The organism is Pseudomonas sp. VE 267-6A, assembly GCF_024126555.1.
GTDB classification, from domain to species: Bacteria; Pseudomonadota; Gammaproteobacteria; order Pseudomonadales; family Pseudomonadaceae; genus Aquipseudomonas; species Aquipseudomonas palmensis.
The window spans coordinates 52,633-75,708 of record NZ_JAMYBY010000011.1; the positions used below are offsets into that span (position 1 = coordinate 52,633).

Sequence of the window (23,076 nt, forward strand, 5' to 3'; positions counted from 1 at the left end):
AACCAATAAGCTTTCTTCGCCCTCTTCAAGGAGCCCCCCATGAGCGTTCAATTCATCGGCATGATCGGCCACCGCCTGTCTTCGGAGACCCTCGATCCGGCTGGCCCGATCTTCGACAAGGCGTACATCACCCGTTTTGCCCAGGTGCACGAGCAGGCAGGCTTCGACCGGATTCTGGTGGGCTACTGGTCGGATCAGCCCGACGGCTTTCTGGTCACGGCCCTGGCCGGGCTGGCGGCGCCGCGTATCGGCTTTCTGCTGGCGCATCGCCCCGGCTTCGTGGCGCCGACCCTGGCCGCGCGCAAGCTGGCAACCCTCGATCACCTGCTCGACGGACGCCTGGCGCTGCACGTGATCAGTGGCGGCAATGACGGCGAGCAACGCAAGGACGGCGACTACCTCGACCACGACCAGCGTTATGCGCGCAGCGACGAGTTTCTGGAGGTGGTGCGCAAGGTCTGGACCGAAGACACCCCCTTCGATCATCACGGCACCTTCTACCAGGCGCAGAACGCCTTCTCCGCCATCAAGCCTGTGCAAAAGCCGCACCTGCCGGTGTTTTTCGGTGGTTCTTCGGCGGCGGCCCTGGAAGTGGCCGGCAAGCATGCCGATGTGTTCGCGCTGTGGGGCGAGTCGCTGGAGCAGACCCGCGAAACCATTCAGGCAGTACGTGCCCAGGCGGCCTTGCACGGGCGGCAGGTGCAGTTCAGCGTGTCGTTCCGGCCCATCATCGCCGATACCGAAGCTGCGGCCTGGGCCAAGGCCGATGCCATTCTCGATACCGCTCGCCAGCGCCTGGAGCGCGCCGGCCCGGTGGTGGCCAACAAGCCGCAGAGCGTCGGTGCGCAGCGCCTGCTGGACACCGTGGCGCAAGGCGAGCGCGTGGATGAGCGCCTGTGGACCGGTATGGCCGCACTGGTTGGCGGTGGGCACAACTCCACCGCGCTGGTGGGAACCCCCGAGCAGGTGGCCGATGCCTTGCTGGCGTACTACGAGCTGGGCGTGACCACCTTTCTGATTCGCGGGTTCGACCCGATCAACGACGCCGCCGACTACGGCCGCGAGCTGATCCCGCTGACCCACGCCAAGGTCGCGGCGCGCCAGGCACAACGCAGCGCCTGAACGGCGCAGCAACCCCAACCCCACCCCGAGACCGCACGCGCGGATCGCCCTGCCTTGTGCCGTACCGGCACCTGGAGACCTGCGTGCGAGATGCTCTGCAACGGGCCGCCACTGCGCGCCCGCATTCCCTGACCCTGAACCTCGATGCCCGCGAAGTGCTGGCCGGCTGCCTGTTCCTGGGCTTCGGCCTGACCGGGCTGCTGGTGGGCAGCGCCTATGCCAGCGGCACGGCGATGCGCATGGGCGCAGGCTACTTTCCCTGGCTGGTGAGCCTGGCCCTGTGCGGGCTGGGCGTGGCCTTGCTGGTGCGCGGCCTGTGGCTGGGCCGCGAGAAGGTCACGCTGGACGGGCTGTTCATCGTCCGCCCGGCGCTGGCCATCAGTGCCAGCGTGGTGGCGTTCGCGCTGCTGCTGCCCAGCCTTGGCCTGGCGCTGGCGACCCTGTGCATGACGCTGCTCAGCGGCCTGGGCCGGCACAAGGCGCACCTGGGCGAACTGCTGGCGGTGGGCAGCGCGCTGGGGCTGTTCAGCGTGCTGGTGTTCGGCTACGGGCTGGGCCTGAACCTGCCGGCCTGGCCTGTCTGAGGAGCGACCCATGGAGCTGTTGGCACACCTGGGTATCGGCCTTGAAGCCGCCTTCACCCTGAACAACCTGCTGTACTGCCTGATCGGTGTGACCCTGGGCACGCTGGTGGGGGTGCTGCCCGGCCTGGGGCCGGTGGCCACCATCGCCATGCTGCTGCCGATCACCTACGGCCTGAGCCCGGCGGCGGCATTGATCATGCTGTCGGGCATCTATTACGGCGCCCAGTACGGCGGCTCGACCACGGCGATCCTGGTCAACCTGCCGGGCGAGTCGTCCTCGGTGGTGACCTGCCTGGACGGCCATGCCATGGCACGCAAGGGCCGGGCCGGGGCGGCCCTGGCCATTGCCGCGATCGGTTCGTTCATCGCCGGCAGCCTGTCGATCCTGCTGCTGGCCGCTGCTGCCGCACCGCTGGCCGAGGTGGCGCTGAAGTTCGGCCCGGCCGAGTACTTCTCGCTGATGCTGCTGGGCCTGGTGGCCGCCGTGGTGCTGGCCCAGGGCGACGTGCTCAAGGCCGTGGCCATGACCCTGTTGGGGCTGCTGCTGGGCCTGGTGGGCACCGACGTGAATTCCGGGGTGGAGCGCTTTACCTTCGGCCTGCCCCAGTTGAGCGACGGCATCAGTTTCGTGGTGATCTCGATGGGCATCTTCGGCATCGCCGAAATCATCGCCAACCTGGAGCGCAGCCGCGGCCAGCCGCCCCAGGTGGCGCGGGTCGGCAGCCTGATGCCGACCCGCGAAGACTACCGGCGCAGCTGGAAGCCGATGCTGCGCGGCACCGGCCTGGGCGCGGTGCTGGGCGTGCTGCCGGGGGGCGGGGCGATGCTGGGCGCGTTTGCCTCGTACATGGTCGAAAAGCGTATCGCCAGGCACCCCGAGCGCTTCGGCCAGGGCGCCATCGAGGGCGTGGCCGGGCCGGAGTCTGCCAACAACGCCGGGGCGCAGACCTCGTTCATCCCGATGCTGGTGCTGGGCCTGCCTTCCAACGCGGTGATGGCGCTGATGGCCGGGGCCATGATGATCCACGGCATCGTGCCGGGCCCGCAGGTGATCGACGAGCGCCCCGAGCTGTTCTGGGGGCTGATCGTGAGCATGTGGATCGGCAACCTGTTGCTGCTGGTGCTCAACCTGCCGCTGGTGGGGATCTGGGTGCGGCTGCTGTCGGTGCCGTACCGCCTGCTGTACCCGTCGATCCTGCTGTTCTGCTGCATTGGCGTGTACAGCGTCAACAACAGCCTGTTCGACGTGCTGCTCACGGTGGCGTTCGGGTTGCTGGGCTACCTGTTCATCAAGCTGCGCTGCGAGCCGGCGCCACTGCTTCTGGGTTATCTGCTCGGCCCGTTGATGGAGGAGAACCTGCGCCGGGCGATGCTGCTGTCGCGGGGCGACCCCACGGTGTTCGTCACCCGGCCATTGAGCCTGACCCTGTTGATTCTGTGCGTGCTGGCGGTGGGGCTGATGCTCATCCCGCGGGTGCGCGCCACGCGCCATGTGGCCTTCAGTGAAGACTGAGGGCTGCTTCAACCCTGACTGTTCCAGGACCTTTGCATGAAAATCATCCTACCGCTCAAGTTTGCCCTGGCCGCACTGGCCCTGGGCGTTGCCGCACTGGCCCAGGCCGATGCCTACCCGAGCCGCGCCGTGACCCTGGTGGTGCCGTTCCCGCCGGGCGGCGCTGCCGATACCGTGGGGCGCTACTACGCCGAGCAGTTGTCGGCCTCGCTGGGCCAGCCGGTGGTGGTCGACAACAAGCCCGGTGCCGGCACCGCAATCGCCGCCGAGGCGGTGGCCAAGGCCAAACCCGATGGCTACACGCTGTCGCTTGCCACCGCCGGGCAGCTGACCATACTGCCCAACCTGCAGAAGGGCCTGCGCTACGACCCGCTGCAGGACTTCACGCCCGTGGCGGTGCTGGCCTCGGTGCCCAACGTGGTGGCCGTACCGGCTGCCAGCAAGGTCGACACGCTGCAGGCGCTGATCGACCAGGCCAAGGCGCGCCCGGGCGCGTTGAGCTATTCGTCGTGCGGCAACGGCACCCTGTGCCACCTGTCCGGGGAGTTGCTGAAGAACCTGGCGGGCATCGACCTGCTGCACGTGCCGTACAAGGGCAGTGCGCCGGCGGTCACGGCGGTGCTGGGCGGCGAGGTGGATGTGGCGGTGGATACCCTCACCGTGCTGGCCCCGCAGATCCAGGCCGGCAAGCTCAAGGGGCTGGTGCTCAGCAGCGCGCAGCGCTCGCCGTTGCTGCCAGGGGTGCCGAGTGCCAGCGAGGCAGGCCTGCCGGGGTTCGAGGCATCGGGCTGGTTCGGCCTGGTGCTGCCCAAGGGCGCTTCGCCGCAGCTGGTCGAGCAGTTGAGCGCGGCGATTGCCGCGATTGCCCAGGCGCCGCAGACCGCCGAGCGGTTCGCGCAGAACGGGATCAGCGTCGAGCACAGTACCCCGGCGGGGTTTGCCAAGCTGATCGCCGATGACGGCGCACGGTGGGGCGAGGTGATCCGGGCGGGCAACATCACGCTGGAGTGAGGCCCGCTGCCTTGGCTGATGCGGGGCAGGGCGGGGCTGCTACAGCGCCAGCCGCTGCGCCGTGACGCTGCCGAACAGCTCCACCGGCTCCTGCAGGTTGCCCAGGTAGCTGGGGTGAAACAGCCACAGGTCGACCTGGGGCTTGAAGTCGCTGACGTTGACCACTTCAAGCAGGTCGCGATGACGGCTGGCGGCCAGCAGCGGCTCGGGCACCAGCCCCAGGCCCTGGCCGTTGGCGACCAGGCCCAGTTGCAGTTCGGTGCCGAAGGTTTCCAGGTTGATCTGCAGCGACAGCCCCTGTTCGCTCAAGGCGCGCTGCAGGCCGGCGCGAAACCCGCAGCCGTCGGGGTTGAGCACCCAGCCCTGGCTGTAGCAGTCCTTGAGCTTGTAGCTGCGCCTGCTGGCGCTGCCCTTGGCGGCCACCACCCGCAGGTGCATGCGGCCGATGGAACGGCTGGCGATGCCTTCGGGGAAGATCTTGCCGGAGGGGAACAGCGCGGCGGCCGCATCCAGCTCGCCGTTTTCCATCCTGGCGATCAGCGCGCTGCCCCAGCCGCTGGCGACCTGGGTCCGCAGCTCGGGGTAGGCCTGGCGAATCTGCGCCAGGGCATCGAGCAGCACCACATCGCCGATGGTCTGCGGCACGCCCAGGCGCAGGGTGCCGCTGGGCGAGCCGTGGCTGGCCACCAGCTCGCGCAGGGTGTCGATCTCGCGCAGGATGGCCTTGCACTGTTCGTACACGCGCCAGCCCATGGGCGTGGGCTTGAGCGGCTTGGTGTTGCGGTCGAGCAGGTTGGTGCCCAGGTCTTCCTCGAAGTTCTGCACGCGTCGTGTGATGGCCGGCTGCGTCAACTGCAGCGACTGCGCCGCAAGGTTGGTCGACTGGCAGCGGATGACGGCGACGAAGGCGTCCATGTCATCGATCTTCATATTCGGCTCTCACATAGTCTGGCGTTGAAAAATGTCTTTCAAGAATAATCTTTTTTGCTCGGCCAGGTAGAAAGCGTGTACAGGTTTTTTCAACGCGCCAGCGCTGCCCAGATCTTGCTGCGCAAGTCGCGCTCGCTGAACGGCTTCTGGATCACCGTCGAATGGCTCAGCCCCAGCACGTCGGTATTGGCATAGCCAGTCACGAACACCACCGGCAACTGCGGGTAGGAGCGCTTGACCAGGGCCGCCAGCTCGCCGCCGGTCATGCCCGGCATGGCGTAATCGGTCAGCAGCAGGTCGATCTCGGGGCTCAGCATGTTCAGTGCATCCGGGCCGTTGCGCGCCTGCACCACCTTCAGGCCAAACGATTCCAGCAAGGTGGCCGTGAGGGTACGCACGGTGCTGTCATCGTCCACCAGCAGGATGGTCGAGCCCAGCGGCTGATGCGGTTCACTCACCGGCGCAGGGCTGGGCAGCACGGCCACCGCGTCGCCCTGGATCCGCGGCAGGTACACGCTGACCGTGGTGCCGACATCCAGGGTGGTTTCGATGCGCACCCCACCACCGGACTGCTTGGCGAAACCGAACACCTGGGCCAGCCCCAGCCCCGATCCATGCCCCACCGGCTTGGTGGTGAAGAACGGCTCGAACGCCCTGAGCAGGGTGTCCTCGTTCATGCCGCTGCCCGAGTCGACGATGGAGAACACCACGTAGTGGCCGGGTTCCGGGTCTTCGGGCCGCAGGGGCGCGGCCTCCACGGTGACGTTGTGAGTACGCAGCAGCACCGAGCCGGGCCCGTTGGCCATGGCGTCGCGGGCGTTGATGATGAGGTTGAGGATGATCATCTCGGTCTGGGTCAGGTCCGCCGAGGCGGTCCACAGGTCCGGGGCCAGCGACATCTCTACCCAGATATTGGCCCCCAGCGCCTTGTTCAGCAGGCTCTGCATGCCGCGCACGGTGGCGTTCAGGTCCACCGGGCGCGGTTGCAGGCGCTGGCGGCGCGAGAACGACAGCAGCTGGGCCGTGAGCCGGGCGCCACGTTCACCGGCATCGGTGATGTGTTCCAGCCGGGTGCGGGCCTTGTCCAGGTTGCCGCGGGCAATGTCGCGCGTGGCAAAGGTCGCGCTGGTGAGGATCACCGTGAGCAGGTTGTTGAAGTCGTGGGCCACTCCAGCCGTCAGCTGGCCGACCACTTCCAGGCGCTGCATCTGCTGCAGCGTGGCTTCCACGCGTTCCTTCTCGTCGATCTGTTCGCGCAGGCGCTTGTTGGTGGCGGCCAGTTCCTCGACCACCGCACGCTCATCGGTGATGTCGCGCACCGCGGCGTACATCAGGCCGTTCTCCGGCACGATGGTCCAGGACAGCCACCGGTAGTCGCCGTTGGCGTGGCGCATGCGGTTGACGAAGCGGGTCGATACGTTGCCGCTGGCGATGCTGCGGGTTTCCTTGATGGTGGCGTCCAGATCGAGGGGGTGGATCAGCTCCCACAGGCGCAGGCTGCCGATCTGGTCCCGCGACCAGCCCAGCGCCGCCTCCCAGGCCGGGTTGAAGTTGATCGGGGTCATGTCGAAGCGCAGCACCCCCAGCAGTTCACGCGACAGCTCCCAGGTGCGGTCGCGCTCGCGGGTGCGTTGCTCCACGCGCTCGCCCAGGGTTTCGGTCAACTGCACCAGGGCCTGGGTGGCGACCTTGCGCTCGCTGATGTCCTGCATCACCCCGCTGAAACGCACGCAACGGCCATCCTTGAACAGCGAACGGCCGTTGGAGTTGATCCAGCGCAGGCGACCGCCCGACAACTGCACGCGGTACTCGGCATGGAACACCGATTCGCAGCTCAGGGCCTGCTCGACCTTGGCCCGCAGCATAGCCCGGTCGTCGGGGTGGCAGTGCTCCAGCACCTGGTCAAGGTGCAGGTTGCAGCTGGGCGTGACTTCGTACAGGGCGCGGCAGCGCTCGTCCCACAGCACCGAGCCGCTGGGCACGCTCAGTTCCCACACGCCCATCTCCGCAGCCTGGATGGCCAGGCGGGCGCGGGTCTCGACCTCTTCGAGGGCGTTTTCCGCAGCGCGGCGCTTCTCGCGTTCGCGCACTTCGAGCACGGCGCGGCGGATGGCCTTGGGCAGCACCTTGAGGTTCTGCTTGAGCACGTAGTCGACCGCGCCCAGGCGCATGGTCTCCACCGCCTGCTGTTCGCCGAAAATGCCGGACAGGAAGATGAACGGCGTTTCCGGGGCCGCCCGCTGGGCCACCTCGAGCACCTGGATGCCCGACGAGGAGGGCAGCAGGTAGTCGCACACGATCACGTCGAAGGTGTGCTGCTGCATGGCCTCGCAGGCGCCGATGTGATCGTGCACCACCACCGGGTCGACCTGCAGGCCATAGCGCTCCAGCGTCAACAGCGTGAGCTCGACGTCGTGGGTGCTGTCTTCGATCAGCAGCAGCTTTATTCTGGGGAGCGGCGTCGGCGCTCCGGGCTCTCGTCTAGGCATGTCTTGTCATCATGACTTGGGGCGACGCACGACCCGGGTGGAACCGGGCGGTGGCTCGTTGAGCACGGCCCAGAAAATCCCCAGGTCGGAGATGGCGCCGACGAACTCCTTGAATTCCACGGGTTTGACCACGTAGGCATTCACGCCCAGCTGATAGGCGCGGTCCAGGTCCGGCTCTTCGCGGGACGAGGTCAGCATCACCACCGGAATGCTGCGCAGGTCGGCCGAGTCGCGCACCTGTTCGAGCACCTCCAGGCCATCGACCTTGGGCAGCTTGAGGTCGAGCAGCAGCACTGCCGGGTTGCCTTGCGGGCGGTCGGCATGGCTGTTCCTGCGGAACAGGTAGTCCAGCGCCTCGGCGCCGTCGCGTACCACGATCACCTCGTTGGCCAGCTGGCTGCGCTCGAGCGCGAGCAGGGTCAGTTCGAGGTCGTTGGGGTTGTCTTCTACCAGGAGTATCGGTTTGAGCATGGAGCGCCCTCGTGTGGGTCATGCAGTGGGCATGAGGGTTTTCTTTGGAAGTGAAAAATAGAACGTCGCGCCCTGGTCCGGGACACCGTGGGCCCATACCGTGCCGCCATGGCGCTCGATGATGCGCCGCACATTGGCCAGGCCGATGCCGGTGCCTTCGAACTCCTCCATGCGGTGCAGGCGCTGGAACACGCCGAACAGCTTGTTGGCGTACTGCATGTCGAAGCCGACGCCGTTGTCGCGCACGCTGATCACGTGGGCGTCGTCGCGTTCCTGCACGTCGACCTCGATCAGCGCCACCGGCCGGCCGCGGGTGTACTTGATGGCGTTGGCGATGAGGTTGCGCAGGGCCAGGTGCAGGAAGGCCGGGTCGGCCACCACGATCGGCAGGGCGTTGAAGGTCCAGCGGATGTCGCGGCCCTCGTAGTCGGGCAGCATCTCCAGCTTGATGGAGGCGACCATCGCCGACAGGTTGACGTCGGACAGGTGCATGGCGCACCGGCCCATCTGCGAGAAGCTCAGCAGGTTGTCCACCAGGGTGCCGGCGAACTTGGCGGAGTTCTCGATGGTGCCCAGAAAGCGCAGACTGCGCTCGGACATGTTGGCGCCTTCGGCATCGCTGAGCAGCTCGGCGTAGCCGGCGATATGACGCAGCGGCGCGCGCAGGTCGTGGGAAACGCTGTAGGAGAAGGCTTCCAGTTCCTTGTTGGTCTTTTCCAGGGATTCGGACAGTTGCGCCAGTTCTTCGGCCTTGCGCAGCACGATGCCGAGGATGGCCTGGCGCAGCTCCTGCACGCCCTCGATTTCGCTGGGGTCCCAGGGGGTCGAGAAGCCTTCGACGATCTGCTGCCACTGCTCGAAGCTTTCGCGCGGGTTCAGCGAGCCGCTCTGGGCGATGCTTTTTTCCGGGCGGCCGGCCCAGTGCACCACCTGGGACTGCTGGGGTTTGAACCAGATCAGGTAATGCGGGTGCAGTTCGGAAATGGACACGGCAAGGATGCCGCTGGCCATGTCGGCCAGCCCTGCCAGGTGCGGGATATCGCGCCCGGCGTTGTCGGTATGGAACACCTCGGCGTCGCCGCGGGCGGTCAGCCAGCCCACCAGGGCCATGATCCGCGCCTGGGGCGGGGTGTGCCCGTAGGTGTCGCAGCCGGTGCTGGACACCACTGCGGCACCGGCGGCGCCGACGAAGTCGGTGAAGATGTCGGGCAGGGCGCGCAGGCCCAGGCGCACGCTGTCCTGGTCGGCGATGGCGCCCAGCAGCTGCACGATGCGCTGGCGGATCTCGAGCATGCGCGCGTTGCGCAGGTGGGCTTCGCGGGTCTCGATCTGCAGCGACAGCACCCGGCCCAGCAGTTCGCAGGCGGTACGCACCTGAAAGCTCACGCTGCGCGGGGTACGGTGATGACACGACACCAGCCCCCATAACCGGCCCTCGACCACGATGGAAACCGACATCGAGGCCCAGGTCTGCATGTTGCGCATGTATTGCAGGTGCACGGGCGAGACGCTGCGCAGGGTCGAGAAGCTCAGGTCCAGGGGTTGGCCGGTGAGCAGGTTGGCGGCCGGCAGCAGGCGCGCCGGCTGGTAGTCGGCATCCTCGATCACGCGGATGCGGTTGGCACAGTACAGCGCCCGGGCCTGCGCCGGGATGTCCGAAGCAGGGAAGCACAGGCCCTTGTAGCTGGGGTAGTCGTCGTCGACCAGTTCGGCGTTGACCAGCCCGTTGCCCTCGGTGTCGAAGCGGTAGGACTTGACCCGGCCGAACCCGGTCAGGCGCTTGATCACGCGCACCGCCCGCTCGCACAGCTCGTCGATGCTCTCGCTGTCCGGTGCGCCGCCAACGAAGGAGCGCACCAGCGGGTACAGGCGCGAGCTCGGCGCCGGCACAGCGGCCGGGCGCTGGAATTCGGCGATCAGCACCTGGTCGTGGCGGTGCAGCATCATCGGCAGGCGCTGCGCCTGCTGGCCGATCAGAAACTGTACGTCGGCCACGTGATAGGGCTGGGACTGGTCTTCGTCGAGTTCGCCCAGCTGCTCGACGAAACTGCAACCGTCCTGCACCACCGCATCGAAATGCACGCCCAGCAAGGCGTCGATCTCCACCCCCAGCCAGTCTGGCAGGTTCTCGCTGACCTGGCGGATCAACATGGCCGGCTCCTGCACCACGACCATGAACCCCTGGGGCTGAATGCTGCCGGGGGTACGGATCTGTTCACGGGCGCAGTTGGCCAGGGCGATCTGGAAAGCGTCGCTGGGGTGGGTGGTGGTCACAAGATCCCTCCTGAAGGCGTGTTGGCAGGCCGTGCAGGGGAAGGGCACAAGCGATCCCGGCCAAGTGTAGAAAGCGCGGACAAGGTATCAAATCCTGTGGTTTCACGATGCTAAAACTGATCCTTAGCTGATGAATTGGTTCAGTTTGATAGCGTTTTGCCCGTGCCCTGGCGCCGCCGCGGCCCGATCCAAGGGAACCCCACTGACCGCATCGGGTCGCTTGTACGGCTTGTCATGCGCGATCCATGAGCCACACTCACTGGATCGTCTCGTAATGCAATTGGGGGGATATGCCATGAAGTTCGCAAGGAACGTGGCCACATTGGGCCTGGCCGTGTCACTGGCGGCCGGCCAGGCGCAGGGGGCGGAATCGAAGAAGGTCGATGTACTGCTGGTGGGAGGCGGCATCATGAGCGCCACGCTGGCAATCTGGCTCAACGAGCTGGAGCCGGGCTGGTCGATGGAGATGGTCGAGCGCCTGGACGGGGTGGCCGAGGAAAGCTCCAACGGCTGGAACAACGCCGGCACCGGGCACTCGGCGCTGGCCGAGCTGAACTACACGCCCGAGGACAAGGACGGCAAGATCAACATCACCAAGGCGGTGGAGATCAACGAGGCGTTCCAGGTGACGCGCCAGTTCCTGGCCTGGCAGGTCAAGAACGGGGTGCTGAAGAACCCGCGCTCGTTCATCAACTCCACGCCGCACATGAGCTTCGTGTGGGGTGACGACAACATCAGTTTCCTCAAGCGCCGCTACGAGGCGCTGCAGGCCAGCCCCCTGTTCCGGCCGATGCAGTATTCCGAAGACCCGGCGCAGATCCGCAAGTGGGTGCCGCTGATGATGGAGGGCCGCGACCCCAACCAGAAGATCGCCGCCACCTGGACGCCGATTGGCACCGACGTGAACTTCGGCGAGATCACCCGCCAGTTCGTGGCGCACCTGCAGCAGCAGGAGAATTTCTCGCTCAAGCTGTCCAGCGAGGTCGAGGACATCCGTCGCAATGACGACGGCTCCTGGCACGTGGAGTACAAGAACCTCAAGAGCGGCGAGAAGTCGACCGCCGATGCCAAGTTCCTGTTCATCGGTGCCGGCGGCGCGGCGCTGCCGCTGCTGCAGAAGTCCGGCATTCCCGAGGCCCAGGACTACGCGGGCTTCCCGGTGGGCGGCTCGTTCCTGGTCACCGACAACCCCACCATCGCCCAGCAGCACATGGCCAAGGCCTACGGCATCGCCGCCACGGGCGCGCCGCCGATGTCGGTGCCGCACCTGGATACCCGGGTACTCGATGGCAAGCGGGTGATCCTGTTCGGGCCGTTCGCGACCTTCTCCACCAAGTTTCTCAAGGAAGGCTCGTACCTGGACCTGTTCTCCAGCATGACCACCCATAACCTGTGGCCCATGACCAAGGTGGGGATCGACCAGTTCGACCTGGTGCAGTACCTGGCAGGCCAGCTGATGCAATCGGACGACGACCGCTTCGAGGCGCTGCAGACCTACTTCCCCCAGGCCAAGAAGGAAGACTGGCGCCTGTGGCAGGCCGGGCAGCGGGTGCAGATCATCAAGCGCGACAAGGAAAAGGGCGGGGTGCTCAAGCTGGGCACCGAGGTGGTGAGCGCGGCCGATGGCAGCATTGCCGGGCTGCTGGGCGCATCGCCCGGCGCATCCACGGCGGCGCCGATCATGCTCGAAGTGCTGCAGAAGGTGTTCAAGGACAAGGTCGCCAGCCCGGCCTGGCAGCAGAAGCTGCACCAGATCGTGCCCAGCTACGGCACCCACCTGAACGACGACCCGGCCCGGGTGCAGCAGGAGTGGGCCTACACCAGCGAGATACTGCAGCTTGCGCCGCCACCGGGCATCGATACCCAGGCGCCGCAGCAGTCGCCGGCCACCGACCCGATCGGCCAGAAGCACAGCGACTCGGACCCTGACCTGGCGCCATGACCGTCGATGGCTACCTGTCAGCGGGGGCGGCGGGTTCAGTCCAGCGCAATCTCCAGGGTTGCGCACAGCCCGCCGGTGGCCATGTTCTCCAGCCGGACCTGACCGCCCAGCCGCATGGCGACCGCTTGGACGATGGCCAGGCCAAGGCCGGCGCCCTGTGCATTGCCACGACTGTAGAAGCGCTCGAACAGGCGCTCGCGTTCAGCTTCGTCGATACCAGGCCCCTCGTCCTGTATCGACAGCACGAAATGCGTCGGCTGGCGGTTCAGGCGAACGCTGATGATCCCTCCCTCGGGGGAGAAGTTCGCGGCATTGGTCACCAGGTTGTTGAGTGCGATATCGATCGCCCCGCCATCCACTCGGGCAAGGTAGTTGCCCGGGGCGGCCTCGAACACCAGTTCAAGGCCCTGGTCCAGTAGCCATGGGGTCATCTGCACCAGGCTGTCGCGCACAGTGTGTTCAAGGTCGATTCGCGGGGCATGGGCATGACCCGGCTGCGGTTCCAGGCGTGCCATGGTGAGCAGCTGGTTGACCAGTCGGCTGGCGCGGTCCACCCCGTGTATCAGGTGCGCCAGCGATTCACGGTGCTCCTGTTCGGTCCCGGCCTCCTGCAGGTTTTGCGCGTGCACCCGCAGGACCGCCAGGGGCGTACGCATTTCATGAGCCGCGTCGGCAATGAAGCGGCGCTCGCGTCCCAGCACTTCCTGGATCTGCGCCAGCATGCGGTTCAGCGCGGCCTGCATCGGTTCGAGTTCTGCAGGCAATGGCATCAGTTGCAGAGGTTCAAGCGACCCTGAATGACGGGCACGCAGGGTGGCTGCCATGTTGGCCAGGGGTTTGAGCCCCCAGCCAATGGCCAGCCAGACCATTGCTGCCAGGATCAGGCTGCCGAGCATATTGGGCCACAGGGTGTGGCGTACGATGCGGTTGACCAGGTCAGTGCGTACGTCGTCGCGCTCGCCCACCCAGATCCGCACCTGGTTGATTTTGTCTTCGAGCAGGAAGGCGCGCCACTGTCGGCCATGCAGGTCATGCACGTCACTGAAGCCCGGTGCCGACGGTGGCGAGGTGAAGGCGGGGGCGCTGTTGGTATGTACCAGCACCTGGCCCTGCGCATCCCACACCTGAAACGCGATCTTGCTTTCATAAGGGTGGCCGTCAAGCCTGGGTGTGGCTTCGCTCAGGGCCTGGTTGAACGCCTGGTACAGTTCGGTGTGTTGGTCGCCAGCCAGCGGCATGCGAATGACGCCCTGCAGCAGCCGCGCATTCTGGGCCAGTTGTGCGTCATACACCTCGGCTATTTCATGGTTGCTGTCATGCAGGTTGAAGGCGCTGAGAATCATCAGGCCGGTAAGCATCAGGCCGATGATCAGGGTCAGGGTACGGCGTCGGATCGACATCATCGGCGCTCCTCCACCAGATAACCCACGCCGCGTACGGTTCGGATCAGGTCGGCGGAGAATTTTCTGCGCAGGTGATGGATGTGCACCTCCAGGGTGTTGCTTTCTGCTTCTTCGTTCCAGCCGTAAAGCAACTGGGTCAGCCGCTCGCGGGTCATGACACGCCCCGGCGGTGAAAGCAGCTCATGCAGCAGCTGATACTCCTTGGGCGTCAGGGGCACGTTCTGCCCATGGAAGGACACCTGCTGAGTGCCGGGGTCCAGGCTGATGCCTGCATGCTCGATTCTTGCCTTGGCCCGCCCGGCGCTGCGGCGCAGCAGGGCCCGCAGGCGCGCCTTGAGCTCCGCCAGGTCGAAGGGCTTGATCAGGTAGTCGTCGGCACCGGCATCCAGCCCGGCAATGCGGTCTTCGGTGGCATCGCGCGCGGTGAGTATCAGCACCGGCAGGGTGGAGCCGCTATGACGCAGGCGACGCAGCACCTGGAGGCCGTCCATACGCGGCAGCCCCAGGTCGAGCACCGCCAGGTCGAAGGTTTCACTGAGCAGCGCATGCAGGGCGCTGCTGCCGTCCCGGAGCCAGTCGACGGTGTAGCCTTCGCGCCCCAGGGCCTGATGAATGCCTTCACCCAGGGCCACGTCATCTTCTATCAGCAGCAAGCGCACGGTGACTCCTGTCAGTCGAGTTTCTTGTCGATGTCCGCCAGCAGCGCGTTGATTTCATGGCGACGTCCGCTATCGGCGATTTCACGCCCTGGCCTCGGGGTGGCTTGCAGTGCCTTGAGCAAGGCTGCCCTGGCCTCGGGGTAACGCTTTTGACGGTAGAGGTGATCGCCCCAGAAGTACAGGCTGTCGATGCCATCGGGATTGATCAGCAAGGCCTGCTTGAGCAGCTGTTCGGCCTTGTCGGCGTCACCAAAGCCGATTGGCCAGCCTGGTACGCGATCATACAGGGCTGCAAGGCTGGTGTAGGCGGAGCCCTGCAGCGCCCTGGGGTCCAGCGTCAGCGCCTTTTCAAGGTCGGCCTTGGCCGTCTTGGCCTTGCCCAGCGCGCCCAGCCCGCCCTGCGCACCGGCCCAACTGCTGGTGACGATGCCCGCCCAGATCCAGGCTTCAGCCGTGGTCGGACGTTCCCGGGTAAATGCCGAGGCCTGGCTGGACAATTGCTCGAAGGCTGTCGCGCGTTGGTCTGGCGGCAATTGGTATTGGATGTGTGCCCAGCTGTGCTGAAGCATGTTCAGGCGTTGCTGGTCGGCATTGTCCAGGGCCCAGGCGCCTTGGCTCAGGCCCCAGACCAGCAGGCAGGTGGCGATCTTTTTCATGGTTTGGGCGGCTCGCGGTCGGTCTTGTGGCTGAGGCGGCGGATCAGTGGCAACTGCTTGCGCAGACCGCGGTCCACCAGGTGCGGCAGCAGGTTGTTCAGGCGCACGAAAAAACGCTCCTGCCAACCCAGGTAAAGGTCGCGCCGATCACCGGCAATGGCGTGAATCACGGCGCTGGCCACGGTTTTCGGATCATCGACATTGGCCTTGAGGGCAACGTTCAGGGCCTGCGCCGCCGGGCTGTTCATGGGGGTGCGGGTGGCCCGCGGGGCGACGTACAGGACGTTGACCCGGGTGTCGGCCAGTTCCCGGCGCAGCGCTTCGGAAAACCCGCGCAGGGCGAACTTGCTCGCGCAGTAGGCCGCGTAGCCGGGGTAGCCGATCGAGCCGTAGGTAGACCCGACATTGACCACCATGGCGCTGTCGGCCTGTTTGAGCAGCGGCAACAACAGCCTTGTGAGGCACATGGGGGCACTGATGTTCACTGCCAGCATGGCATTGATGTCACTGTCGTCCAGTTGCTCGAACATGGCGAAATGGTTCACGCCCGCGGCATTGATCAGCAGGTTCGCGCCGCCCAGGGCCTGGGCCGCGTTGAGCACCTTGCGCCTGTCCACGAGAAAGGTCAGGTCGGCGCCCATCCAGGTCAGTTGCGCGGGGTACTCTTGCAGCAGCGATTGCAGGGGTTCGGCATGCCGGGCCACCGCCAGCACGCGGGCGCCGTTGGCGCAAAGGGCGGCGGCTATGGCCAGGCCGATCCCGCCACTGGCACCGGTCAGGACCACGCGGGCGTCAGACAGGCGCATGCTGTGCTCCATCGTGCGGCAGGCCGCGAAACATGTCGGCATACAGGCGGTAGACCACGCGCGACGCATCGATCACCGCGGCCTGGTCATCAGGGGCCTGCAGGGTGTTCATCAAACGGCGATAGGTCTGCATGTGCTCGAGGTCCAGCGAGCCATGGGAACTGAGGTAGCTGAAGGCGGCCTCCGGCAGCGCCAGGCGCGCGCGGATGCTGTGCGCGGCATGGGTGGCCAGGGCGATACTGGTACCTTCCAGCACATTGACCATGCCGAACAGCCCTACCGGGTTGCCCCGCGCGATCAGGTCGTAGAGGTAGGCGACCATCAGCTCGATCGGCAGTGAAGGCCGACCTTCGCGCACGGCATCGCTGTCACCGCCGCAGGCAGCAATGTCGTTGAGTATCCATTGCTCGTGGCCATACTCCTCTTCGATGTACTCGCACACGGCTTTGCGCAGCCACTCCAGCCGCGAGGGCAGGCGGGCGCCGCATGCCATCATCAAGGGTACGGTGTGACGCACATGGTAGTAGGCCTGGGCCAGGAAGGCCTGGTAGCTATCGAGGCTGACCTTGCCTTCGAGGGCATCGCGAATCACCGGCAGGCTGAACAGCGCATGGCGTTGCTGATGGGTTGCTTCTTGCAGCGTGTCGAAAAAGCTCATGGTCGGGTAGCCTCGCAGGCAAGGGGGTCGGTGAGTTGGGAGCGGTAGCGCTCGACGATGGCATCGCGGCGCGGGCGGCCATTGGCCGTGAGCAGGCCATTGGCGGTCGTGAACGGTTGTTCCAGGCGCGTCCAGCGATGCACCTGGGCGTAATCGGGCAGGGCCTGATTGGCCTGGGCCACGGCCGCTGCCAGTTCGGTGTCGGTGCAGCCCGGTTGATGTGGCCACAGCAATGCGTGGTTGTAAGCCATGGCTTCGCCATAGACGAAGGCCTGGGCGAACACCCCTCGCTGGGTCAGTTCGGCTTCGACCCATTCGGGGTTGATGTTGCGGCCGAAGCTGGTGACGAACTGGTGTTTCTTGCGCCCCTTGATGTACAGGAACCCTTCGGCGTCCAGCTCGCCCAGGTCACCGCTGGGCCACCAGGCGTCGGTGTGCGGCGGTTGGCCCAGGTAGCCGAGCAGGGCCGAGCCCTTGATCAGCACCTCGCCGTCTTCGGCCAGCCTGACCTGCAGGTGGGGCAGTGGCTGACCCACGCTGCCGGGGCGATGGGCCTGTGGCCGGTTCAGGCACACCACCGAGGCGCATTCCGACAGGCCGTAGCCTTCATACACCGGCAGGCCGATGCGCTGCGCGCGGATCAGCAGTTCGGTGGCGACCCTGGCCCCGCCCACCGCGGCAAAGCGCAACGTGCGCGGGTCGAAGGCACGCTGTTCAGCGGCGCTGACCAGCACCAGCAGCAGTTGCGGCACCAGGATCAGGCTGTGGGGCGCACGGTCGGCGAGGGTGCCGAGCAGGCGCGCAGCATCGACGCCACTTGCGCCCTGGATGCCCAGAGCCGCCAGGCTGGGGACACTCACCGTGGCCCCGGCCATCAGCGCGGCGTAGCCACCCAGGTTCTCCAGCAGGATCGCCAGCGGCAGCAGGGTCAGGTGGTGCTGTGGCGCGGTGATTCGGCTGGCCTGCTCCAGCGCCCGGGCAACGCGCAGCATGCTCTCGGCGCCCAGGCATACGCCCTTGGGGGTTCCGGTGGTGCCGGAGGTGAAGGTCAGCTTGGCGGTGCCCTCGGGCATCAGGTCGGGCCCCGACCATTGCCTGCGCCAGAACGCGCCGTCTTCGACATAGCCGCACGCCAGCAGTTCGGGGGCCAGGGCCGGCTCGGCAATCACCAGGCTGGCCTGGCTCTGCGCCAGGCAATGGCTGCGCTGTGCGGGGCTGAAAAAGGGCGGCAGCAGCACGCAGGTCACGCCTGCAAACAGCAATGCCAGATCCCACAGCATGGCTTCCACACCGTTATCCAGGGCCAGTGCCACGACCCTGGCCGACTCATCGCGCAGGCGTTGCTGGCGGTACTGCACCTCGGCCTGCAGCGTGGCGTAGTCCAGCTTCAACTGGTCGCCCCACAACGCAATGGCGTTGGGCGTGTGTTCGGCGTGCCTGCGCAGCACCTGTTCGAAATGCTGCAGTTCAGGCGACATGACAGGCCTCCCCGACGGAGGTAGGCAGGCCCAGGCGTGTGAACACGCCCATGTTGCGCAAATGGATGAAGCCTGCACGGATGTTGCCAACATGCACCTGGGGCTGGCTCTGGTAGTAGCTGCCCCAGTTATGGCGTTCTTCGCCCAGGCGCAGGGGGTCGGCCGTGCACAGCCTCACTGGCTTGAGCCCAAGGCGGTGGAAGCTGTTTACCAGGCCGATGCTGCCGGTGAACGCTACCCACTCCAGACCGCCCATGGCCAGCAGGTAGGTAACGGCAATGATGCTCAGGCGCGCGCTGCCGGTATCGGCGGCCGCCAGGTTGCCGACCTCGACGATGGCGCTGCGATCGACAGGGTTGTTCTCGGTGGCGCTGATCAGGGGGGCGATCGGCTCGTCCAGGTAGCGCTCCAGAAACAGCGCCTCACTGCTGGCCAGCCGCACACCGGCCACGGCGCACAGCGCGCCAGAGGCATCGCTGATGCCGAACAGCTGCGGCATGAAGTGTGCGATATGCGCACCATGGGCCTTGCGAAAGCGCTGCTGGATGAAGGCCTCGTAGGCCGGGCGCAGGCTATCGCCGGGCAAGGCCCTGGCAAGGCTCATCACCGAACCGCCTGCGGCTGCGAAGTGCAGGGGCAGGGGGATGTTCCAGTCAGAATCGGGCATCGATCACGCCTCCCAGGATGTGTGTCGGGAGGAGTATCCGAGGCAATTCTTAACGGAGTCTGAAGATCGCGAAAACAGCCAGCGGTCTATTCAGACCGCGGCTTTCGATGCCTGTCGCATCATTGCCAGGTACCGGCCGGGGCGTCGCGCAGCGCGGCGTGCAGCAGGCGCAGCACCGGGTGCTCCAGCGCAGTGCCGCTGTAGCACAGGCCCACCCGGCGACTGGGTAGCGGGCTGTTGAGCGCATGCACCTGCACCCCTTGTGCCGCGCTCACCAGCGAGTGCGGCAGCGCCGCCACGCCGACCCCGGCCGCCACCAGCAGCAGAGACTGATGCAGCGAGCCGCTGCTGGCCACCGCCGACGCGGTGGAGTTGCCATACAGCGCCATCAGGCGCTGGTGGGAGGGGTGTTCGGGGCAGATGACCCAGGGGTACAGGCTGGTGACCGTGCCCGGTTGCCTGCCGGCTGCGCTCACCAGCACGAACGGGTCGTCCCACACCGGCAGGAACAGCTCGTCTTCGCAGCACTGTTCTTCTACCGCCAGGCGCGCATCGCCGGCACAGCCCTCGTGCAGCGTGATGTACAGGTGCGCCACCACCTGGTGGGCAAAGCGCAGAAACGCAGCGACCTGCGCGGGGCTCAGGTCCGGCTCGATGCCCAGGCTCAGGTGCTGGCGCGCATCGCTGGTGCGAAAGCGCTGGCGCAGGGCCTCGGCCTCGCTGACCAGCGCGCAGGCCTGCGGGTACAGCGAACGCGCCGCCTCGCTCACCTCCACCCCTCGCGACTGGCGGTTGAACAGGGTGGCGCCCAGGGCTTCTTCGAGCTGGCGGATGGTCACCGACAAGGTCGGCTGGCTGATGCACAGGCGCTGGGCGGCGCTGGTGATGTTGCGTTCTTCGAACACCGCCACAAAGGCTTTGAGGTGCCGGATATCCATAGGTAAGGCCGATGTCTGCAAGAGGAATTAAGCATTTTATCTGCTGTGGCCGGCACTATACGCTTTGCGTCATCTGATAAACCAATGACGGAAGCACTTTCATGAACAAACCCCTGATCATCGTGACCGGCGCCAGCTCGGGCATCGGCGAGGCCGTCGCGCGCCTGTTCTCTGCCCAGGGCCACCCCCTGCTGCTGCTGGCCCGGCGCGTGGAGCGCCTGCTCGCACTGGGCTTGCCCGCCACCCTGTGCAAGGGTGTCGACGTCACCGACCGCGAGGCGCTGCTGGCTGCGGTGAAGGAGGCCGAGGCGCAGTACGGCCCGGCCGATGCGATCGTCAACAATGCGGGTGTGATGCTGCTGGGTGATACCGCCACCCAGGCCCCCGAGCAGTGGGAGCGCATGCTGGATGTGAACGTCAAGGGCCTGCTCAACGGCATCCATGCGGTACTGGGCGGCATGATCGAACGCAACCACGGCACGGTGATCAACGTCGGCTCGGTGGCCGGGCGCAAGACCTTCCCCAACCATGTGGCCTACGTGGGCACCAAGTTTGCCGTGCACGCGATCTCGGAAAACCTGCGCGAAGAAGTGGCGGCGCACAACGTGCGGGTCATCACCATCGCGCCGGGTGCGGTGGAAACCGAGCTGCTCGGCCACACCACCGATGAGGCGATCAAGTCCGGCTACCAGGACTGGAAGGCCGGCATGGGCGGCGTGGTGCTGTCGGCGGACGATGTGGCCAATGCGATCCGCTACGCCTACGAACAGCCTCAGGGCGTGTGCATCCGCGAGATCGTGCTGGCGGCGACCCGCCAGCAGGCCTGATGGCGTGCGCGTTGCGCGTCAGAAACTGTACCTGACGTTGAACATCACGTTGCGCGGGTCGCCGTAGTAGACCGAGTAGTAGTTGCCGATGCCGCTGTAGTACGTCTTGTCGAACAGGTTGTTGAGGTTGGCCGACACCTTCAGTTGCTTGCTCACGTCATACGCGGCCATCAGGCCGACTACGCCGTAGGCGTCCTGGAAGAACTTGTGGCTGGGCAGCGCCACGTCGTTGACGTCGTCGTAGAAGGTGTCGTCGACGAAGTAGGTGCGGCTCTGCCACTGCCAGTTGCCGCCCACGGTGAGCTTGTTCAGCTCGGCCGGTAGGCGGTAGCTGGTGGCGACCTTGAGCAGGTGCTGGGGCTGGTTGGTCGCCACGCGCCGGTGATCGGCGTCGTAGGAGGCCTGATAGACGTAGCCGGCGTTGATGTTCCAGTCGGGCAGGATCTCACCGGACATTTCCAGCTCCACACCGCGGGTGGTGGCGCCCTGCACGGCGCGCATCACTTCATTGCCGAACTCCCCGGTGGTGCCGGTCGACTGCGCCAGGTTGTCCTGCTTGAGCTCGAACAGCGCCAGGCTGGCATTCAGGCGACGGTCGAAATACTCGCCCTTGATTCCCACTTCGTAGCTTTGCCCGGTGAGCGGGTCCAGCGGCTTGTTGTCGGCACCCCGGTTGTAGGGCTGCGGCTTGAAGATGTCGGTGTAGCTGGCGTACACGGTGTGCTGGTCGTCGAGGTCGTAGGTGATGCCGGCATAGGGGATCACTTCACCGGTGTCGCGGGTGGCGGTGCGGCTGCTGCGCGGCAGCGCGTTGATGCTGTCCAGGCTCCACGCGTAGTCGGTGACCCGCGCCCCCAGCACCAGGTTGAATGCGTCGGTGGGCTTGAGCACGACCGCAGCATAGCCGACCTTCTGCGTGGTCTTGATATCGAAGGTCGACCACCAGGCCCAGTCGGTGGGGTAGGCGGCGTTGTTGTTCCAGTCGAAGGCATCGGGTGCCACGGCGTCGGTGCTGCCGTCGGTACGGTCCGATTGCGCGGTGGTGTGGGCATAGGTGTAGCCCACCACCAGGTCGTGGCTTCTGCCCAGCAGCGAGAACGGGCCCTTGGCGTAGATATCGAAGGACTTCTCGTCGGTATCGGTGTTGAACTTGGCCGCACCGCCCGGGTAGTAGCCGTGGGCGACGCTGTTGTCGTTCGGGTCGACATGGGCGGTGGCCAGGCCTGCGATGATCTCGCGCGAGGCATAGTTGCGGTAGCTGGCGGTGGCCTTGAGCGACCACTCGTTGTCGAACTGGTGATCGATGCTGGCGAATGCGCGCTGGGTGCGATGGTTGCGGTAGGCCCACTTGTCCGCCGGGTTGGTGGAGCGCGAGAAGCGCACCGGCGTGCCGTTCTTGTAGAAGGCCGGCAGGTGGGTGGTGGAGGACGCGTCGTTGTCGTTCTGCTGGTACTCGTAGCCCACGCTCAGCACGGTGGCGTCAGACAGGTCGCCGTCGAGCACGCCGTAGAAGATGTCCTGCTGCTGCTTCTGGTAGTCGATGAAGGTGTGCTGCTGTTCACGGGCCGCGACGAAACGCCCGCGCAGGGCGCCGCTGTCGAGCAGCGGTCCGGACACGTCCAGCTCGGTGCGGTAGTGATCCCACGAGCCTGCGCCGGCGGACACATGGCCCTGAAACTGGGCAGTGGGCCGCTTGCGCACCAGGTTGATCACCCCCGACGGGTAGCCGATGCCGTTGACCAGCCCGGTGGCGCCCTTGAGCACCTCGACGCGGTCGTAGATCACCGAGTTGGTGATGCTGTAGTTGTCGCGCAGGTTGCCGGCGTCGGTGCTCAGGCTGGGCACGCCGTCGTACTGGAAGTTCTGGATCTCGAAGCCGCGCGAGTAGAAGGTGAAGCCTTCGGAGTTCTCGCGGTTGACGGTGATGCCCGGGGTTTGCTGCATCACCTCTGACAGGTTGTTCAGGCCCTGGTCGTCCATCTGCTGGCGGGTGATCACGCTGATCGACTGCGGGGTCTTGCGCAGCGACATGTCCAGGCGCGTGGCGGTGCTGGTCTGCCCGGTGGTGTAGGAGCCGCTGCCCTCGGTGGTGCTGCCCAGGCTCCAGGCGCTGTTGATGGTGGTGGCGCCCAGTTCGATGTTGTTGCCGGCGCTGTCTGGCAGCGGTACCAGGTACAGGGTCGAGGCGTCACTGCGCCCGAAGGTGAAGCCGCTGCCGGCCAGCAGTTGGGCCAAGGCCTGATCGGCGGAGTAGCTGCCCTTGACCGGTGCGCTGCGCAGGCCGGCGTCCAGGTTGCCGTCGAGCATCACGTTCTGCCCGGTCTGCTGGCTGAACACCAGCAATGCCTGGCGCAGTTGCTGGGCGGGGATATCGAATGCCGTGTGCACGCTGACCGCCCCTGTACCGGGCGCGGGCAGCTGGGCCTGGGCCGGTTGGGCCAGCAGCGCGCAACTGATCGCGGCGCCCAGCGCCGACATGCGCCAGCACGAACCCTGGGGGAACAACGTCTGGGGTGTTGCCATTTCCTTGACTCCTCGGCAGAACGACTTCGCCTGTTTGCGAATGGGTTTCATCTGCTGGTGATGACGCACGAGGAGTGCAAATGTCTGATGGGTACTGCAAATAATTTTCAATCAGCCATCGGCGG

At 66.1% G+C, this 23,076-nt stretch carries 19 protein-coding genes; 6 read left to right on the forward strand and 13 right to left on the reverse strand.

Going from position 1 to position 23,076, the window contains the following annotated elements:
* The first annotated feature begins 39 nt into the window (after positions 1-39).
* The 4 genes from NJH59_RS14605 to NJH59_RS14620 all read left to right on the forward strand — a co-directional run bounded on the left by NJH59_RS14605 (position 40) and on the right by NJH59_RS14620 (position 4,230).
* Positions 40-1,122, forward strand: coding sequence for an LLM class flavin-dependent oxidoreductase (locus NJH59_RS14605; protein WP_116053709.1), 1,083 nt, complete (start codon positions 40-42; stop codon positions 1,120-1,122).
* Between the two features lie 83 nt (positions 1,123-1,205).
* Positions 1,206-1,706, forward strand: a complete 501-nt coding sequence (locus NJH59_RS14610; protein WP_235384379.1) for a tripartite tricarboxylate transporter TctB family protein — start codon at positions 1,206-1,208, stop codon at positions 1,704-1,706.
* Between the two features lie 10 nt (positions 1,707-1,716).
* The gene (locus NJH59_RS14615; protein ID WP_043864035.1) at positions 1,717-3,219 is read left to right on the forward strand and encodes a tripartite tricarboxylate transporter permease; all 1,503 of its coding nucleotides are present in this window, start codon (positions 1,717-1,719) and stop codon (positions 3,217-3,219) included.
* 36 nt (positions 3,220-3,255) lie between these two features.
* On the forward strand, positions 3,256-4,230 hold the full coding sequence (locus NJH59_RS14620; protein WP_054914351.1) for a tripartite tricarboxylate transporter substrate binding protein: 975 nt from the start codon (positions 3,256-3,258) through the stop codon (positions 4,228-4,230).
* A gap of 39 nt (positions 4,231-4,269) precedes the next feature.
* Here NJH59_RS14620 and NJH59_RS14625 read toward each other — a convergent pair whose 3' ends face one another.
* The 4 genes from NJH59_RS14625 to NJH59_RS14640 all read right to left on the reverse strand — a co-directional run bounded on the left by NJH59_RS14625 (position 4,270) and on the right by NJH59_RS14640 (position 10,394).
* Positions 4,270-5,160 carry a LysR family transcriptional regulator gene (locus NJH59_RS14625; RefSeq protein ID WP_253086920.1) on the reverse strand — a complete coding sequence of 297 codons (891 nt, stop codon included), beginning with the start codon at positions 5,158-5,160 and terminating at the stop codon, positions 4,270-4,272.
* A gap of 89 nt (positions 5,161-5,249) precedes the next feature.
* Complete coding sequence (locus NJH59_RS14630; protein WP_043864032.1) at positions 5,250-7,649, reverse strand: hybrid sensor histidine kinase/response regulator; 2,400 nt, start codon at positions 7,647-7,649, stop codon at positions 5,250-5,252.
* Between the two features lie 9 nt (positions 7,650-7,658).
* Positions 7,659-8,120: a response regulator gene (locus tag NJH59_RS14635; RefSeq protein WP_043864031.1), complete on the reverse strand. Its 462-nt coding sequence runs from the start codon at positions 8,118-8,120 to the stop codon at positions 7,659-7,661.
* A gap of 18 nt (positions 8,121-8,138) precedes the next feature.
* Positions 8,139-10,394, reverse strand: a complete 2,256-nt coding sequence (locus NJH59_RS14640) for an ATP-binding protein (protein WP_253086921.1) — start codon at positions 10,392-10,394, stop codon at positions 8,139-8,141.
* Positions 10,395-10,689: 295 nt separating this feature from the next.
* On the opposite strand from NJH59_RS14640, the gene mqo reads away from it, so the two are divergent.
* Positions 10,690-12,336: a malate dehydrogenase (quinone) gene (gene mqo, locus NJH59_RS14645; RefSeq protein ID WP_058540324.1), complete on the forward strand. Its 1,647-nt coding sequence runs from the start codon at positions 10,690-10,692 to the stop codon at positions 12,334-12,336.
* A 35-nt stretch (positions 12,337-12,371) separates the two neighbouring features.
* On the opposite strand, the gene NJH59_RS14650 is transcribed toward mqo, so the two are convergent.
* From NJH59_RS14650 to NJH59_RS14685, 8 genes are all read right to left on the reverse strand, one after another.
* Positions 12,372-13,739: an ATP-binding protein gene (locus tag NJH59_RS14650; protein WP_253086922.1), complete on the reverse strand. Its 1,368-nt coding sequence runs from the start codon at positions 13,737-13,739 to the stop codon at positions 12,372-12,374.
* A complete protein-coding gene (locus tag NJH59_RS14655; RefSeq protein ID WP_054914356.1) occupies positions 13,736-14,398 on the reverse strand; it encodes a response regulator in 663 nt (220 codons plus the stop codon). Before NJH59_RS14655 ends, NJH59_RS14650 begins: the two co-directional genes overlap by 4 nt.
* Before the next feature lie 11 nt (positions 14,399-14,409).
* Positions 14,410-15,054 (reverse strand): tetratricopeptide repeat protein, encoded by a 645-nt coding sequence (locus tag NJH59_RS14660; protein ID WP_116053715.1) that lies wholly within the window; start codon positions 15,052-15,054, stop codon positions 14,410-14,412.
* Entirely contained in the window at positions 15,051-15,860 is an 810-nt protein-coding gene (locus tag NJH59_RS14665; RefSeq protein WP_058540321.1) for an SDR family oxidoreductase, read from the reverse strand. The genes NJH59_RS14660 and NJH59_RS14665 overlap by 4 nt, the downstream gene beginning before the upstream one ends.
* Entirely contained in the window at positions 15,847-16,518 is a 672-nt protein-coding gene (locus tag NJH59_RS14670) for an iron-containing redox enzyme family protein (RefSeq protein WP_210014125.1), read from the reverse strand. Before NJH59_RS14670 ends, NJH59_RS14665 begins: the two co-directional genes overlap by 14 nt.
* Positions 16,515-17,996 carry an AMP-binding protein gene (locus tag NJH59_RS14675; protein ID WP_054914360.1) on the reverse strand — a complete coding sequence of 494 codons (1,482 nt, stop codon included), beginning with the start codon at positions 17,994-17,996 and terminating at the stop codon, positions 16,515-16,517. Before NJH59_RS14675 ends, NJH59_RS14670 begins: the two co-directional genes overlap by 4 nt.
* Positions 17,986-18,663 carry a thermostable hemolysin gene (locus tag NJH59_RS14680; RefSeq protein ID WP_253086923.1) on the reverse strand — a complete coding sequence of 226 codons (678 nt, stop codon included), beginning with the start codon at positions 18,661-18,663 and terminating at the stop codon, positions 17,986-17,988. Before NJH59_RS14680 ends, NJH59_RS14675 begins: the two co-directional genes overlap by 11 nt.
* Positions 18,664-18,782: 119 nt before the next feature.
* On the reverse strand, positions 18,783-19,601 hold the full coding sequence (locus tag NJH59_RS14685) for a LysR family transcriptional regulator (protein ID WP_253086924.1): 819 nt from the start codon (positions 19,599-19,601) through the stop codon (positions 18,783-18,785).
* 101 nt (positions 19,602-19,702) lie between these two features.
* On the opposite strand from NJH59_RS14685, the gene NJH59_RS14690 reads away from it, so the two are divergent.
* A complete protein-coding gene (locus tag NJH59_RS14690) occupies positions 19,703-20,428 on the forward strand; it encodes an SDR family oxidoreductase (protein WP_043864027.1) in 726 nt (241 codons plus the stop codon).
* Between the two features lie 18 nt (positions 20,429-20,446).
* On the opposite strand, the gene NJH59_RS14695 is transcribed toward NJH59_RS14690, so the two are convergent.
* Positions 20,447-22,951 (reverse strand): TonB-dependent receptor, encoded by a 2,505-nt coding sequence (locus NJH59_RS14695; RefSeq protein ID WP_253086925.1) that lies wholly within the window; start codon positions 22,949-22,951, stop codon positions 20,447-20,449.
* Positions 22,952-23,076 lie beyond the last annotated feature (125 nt).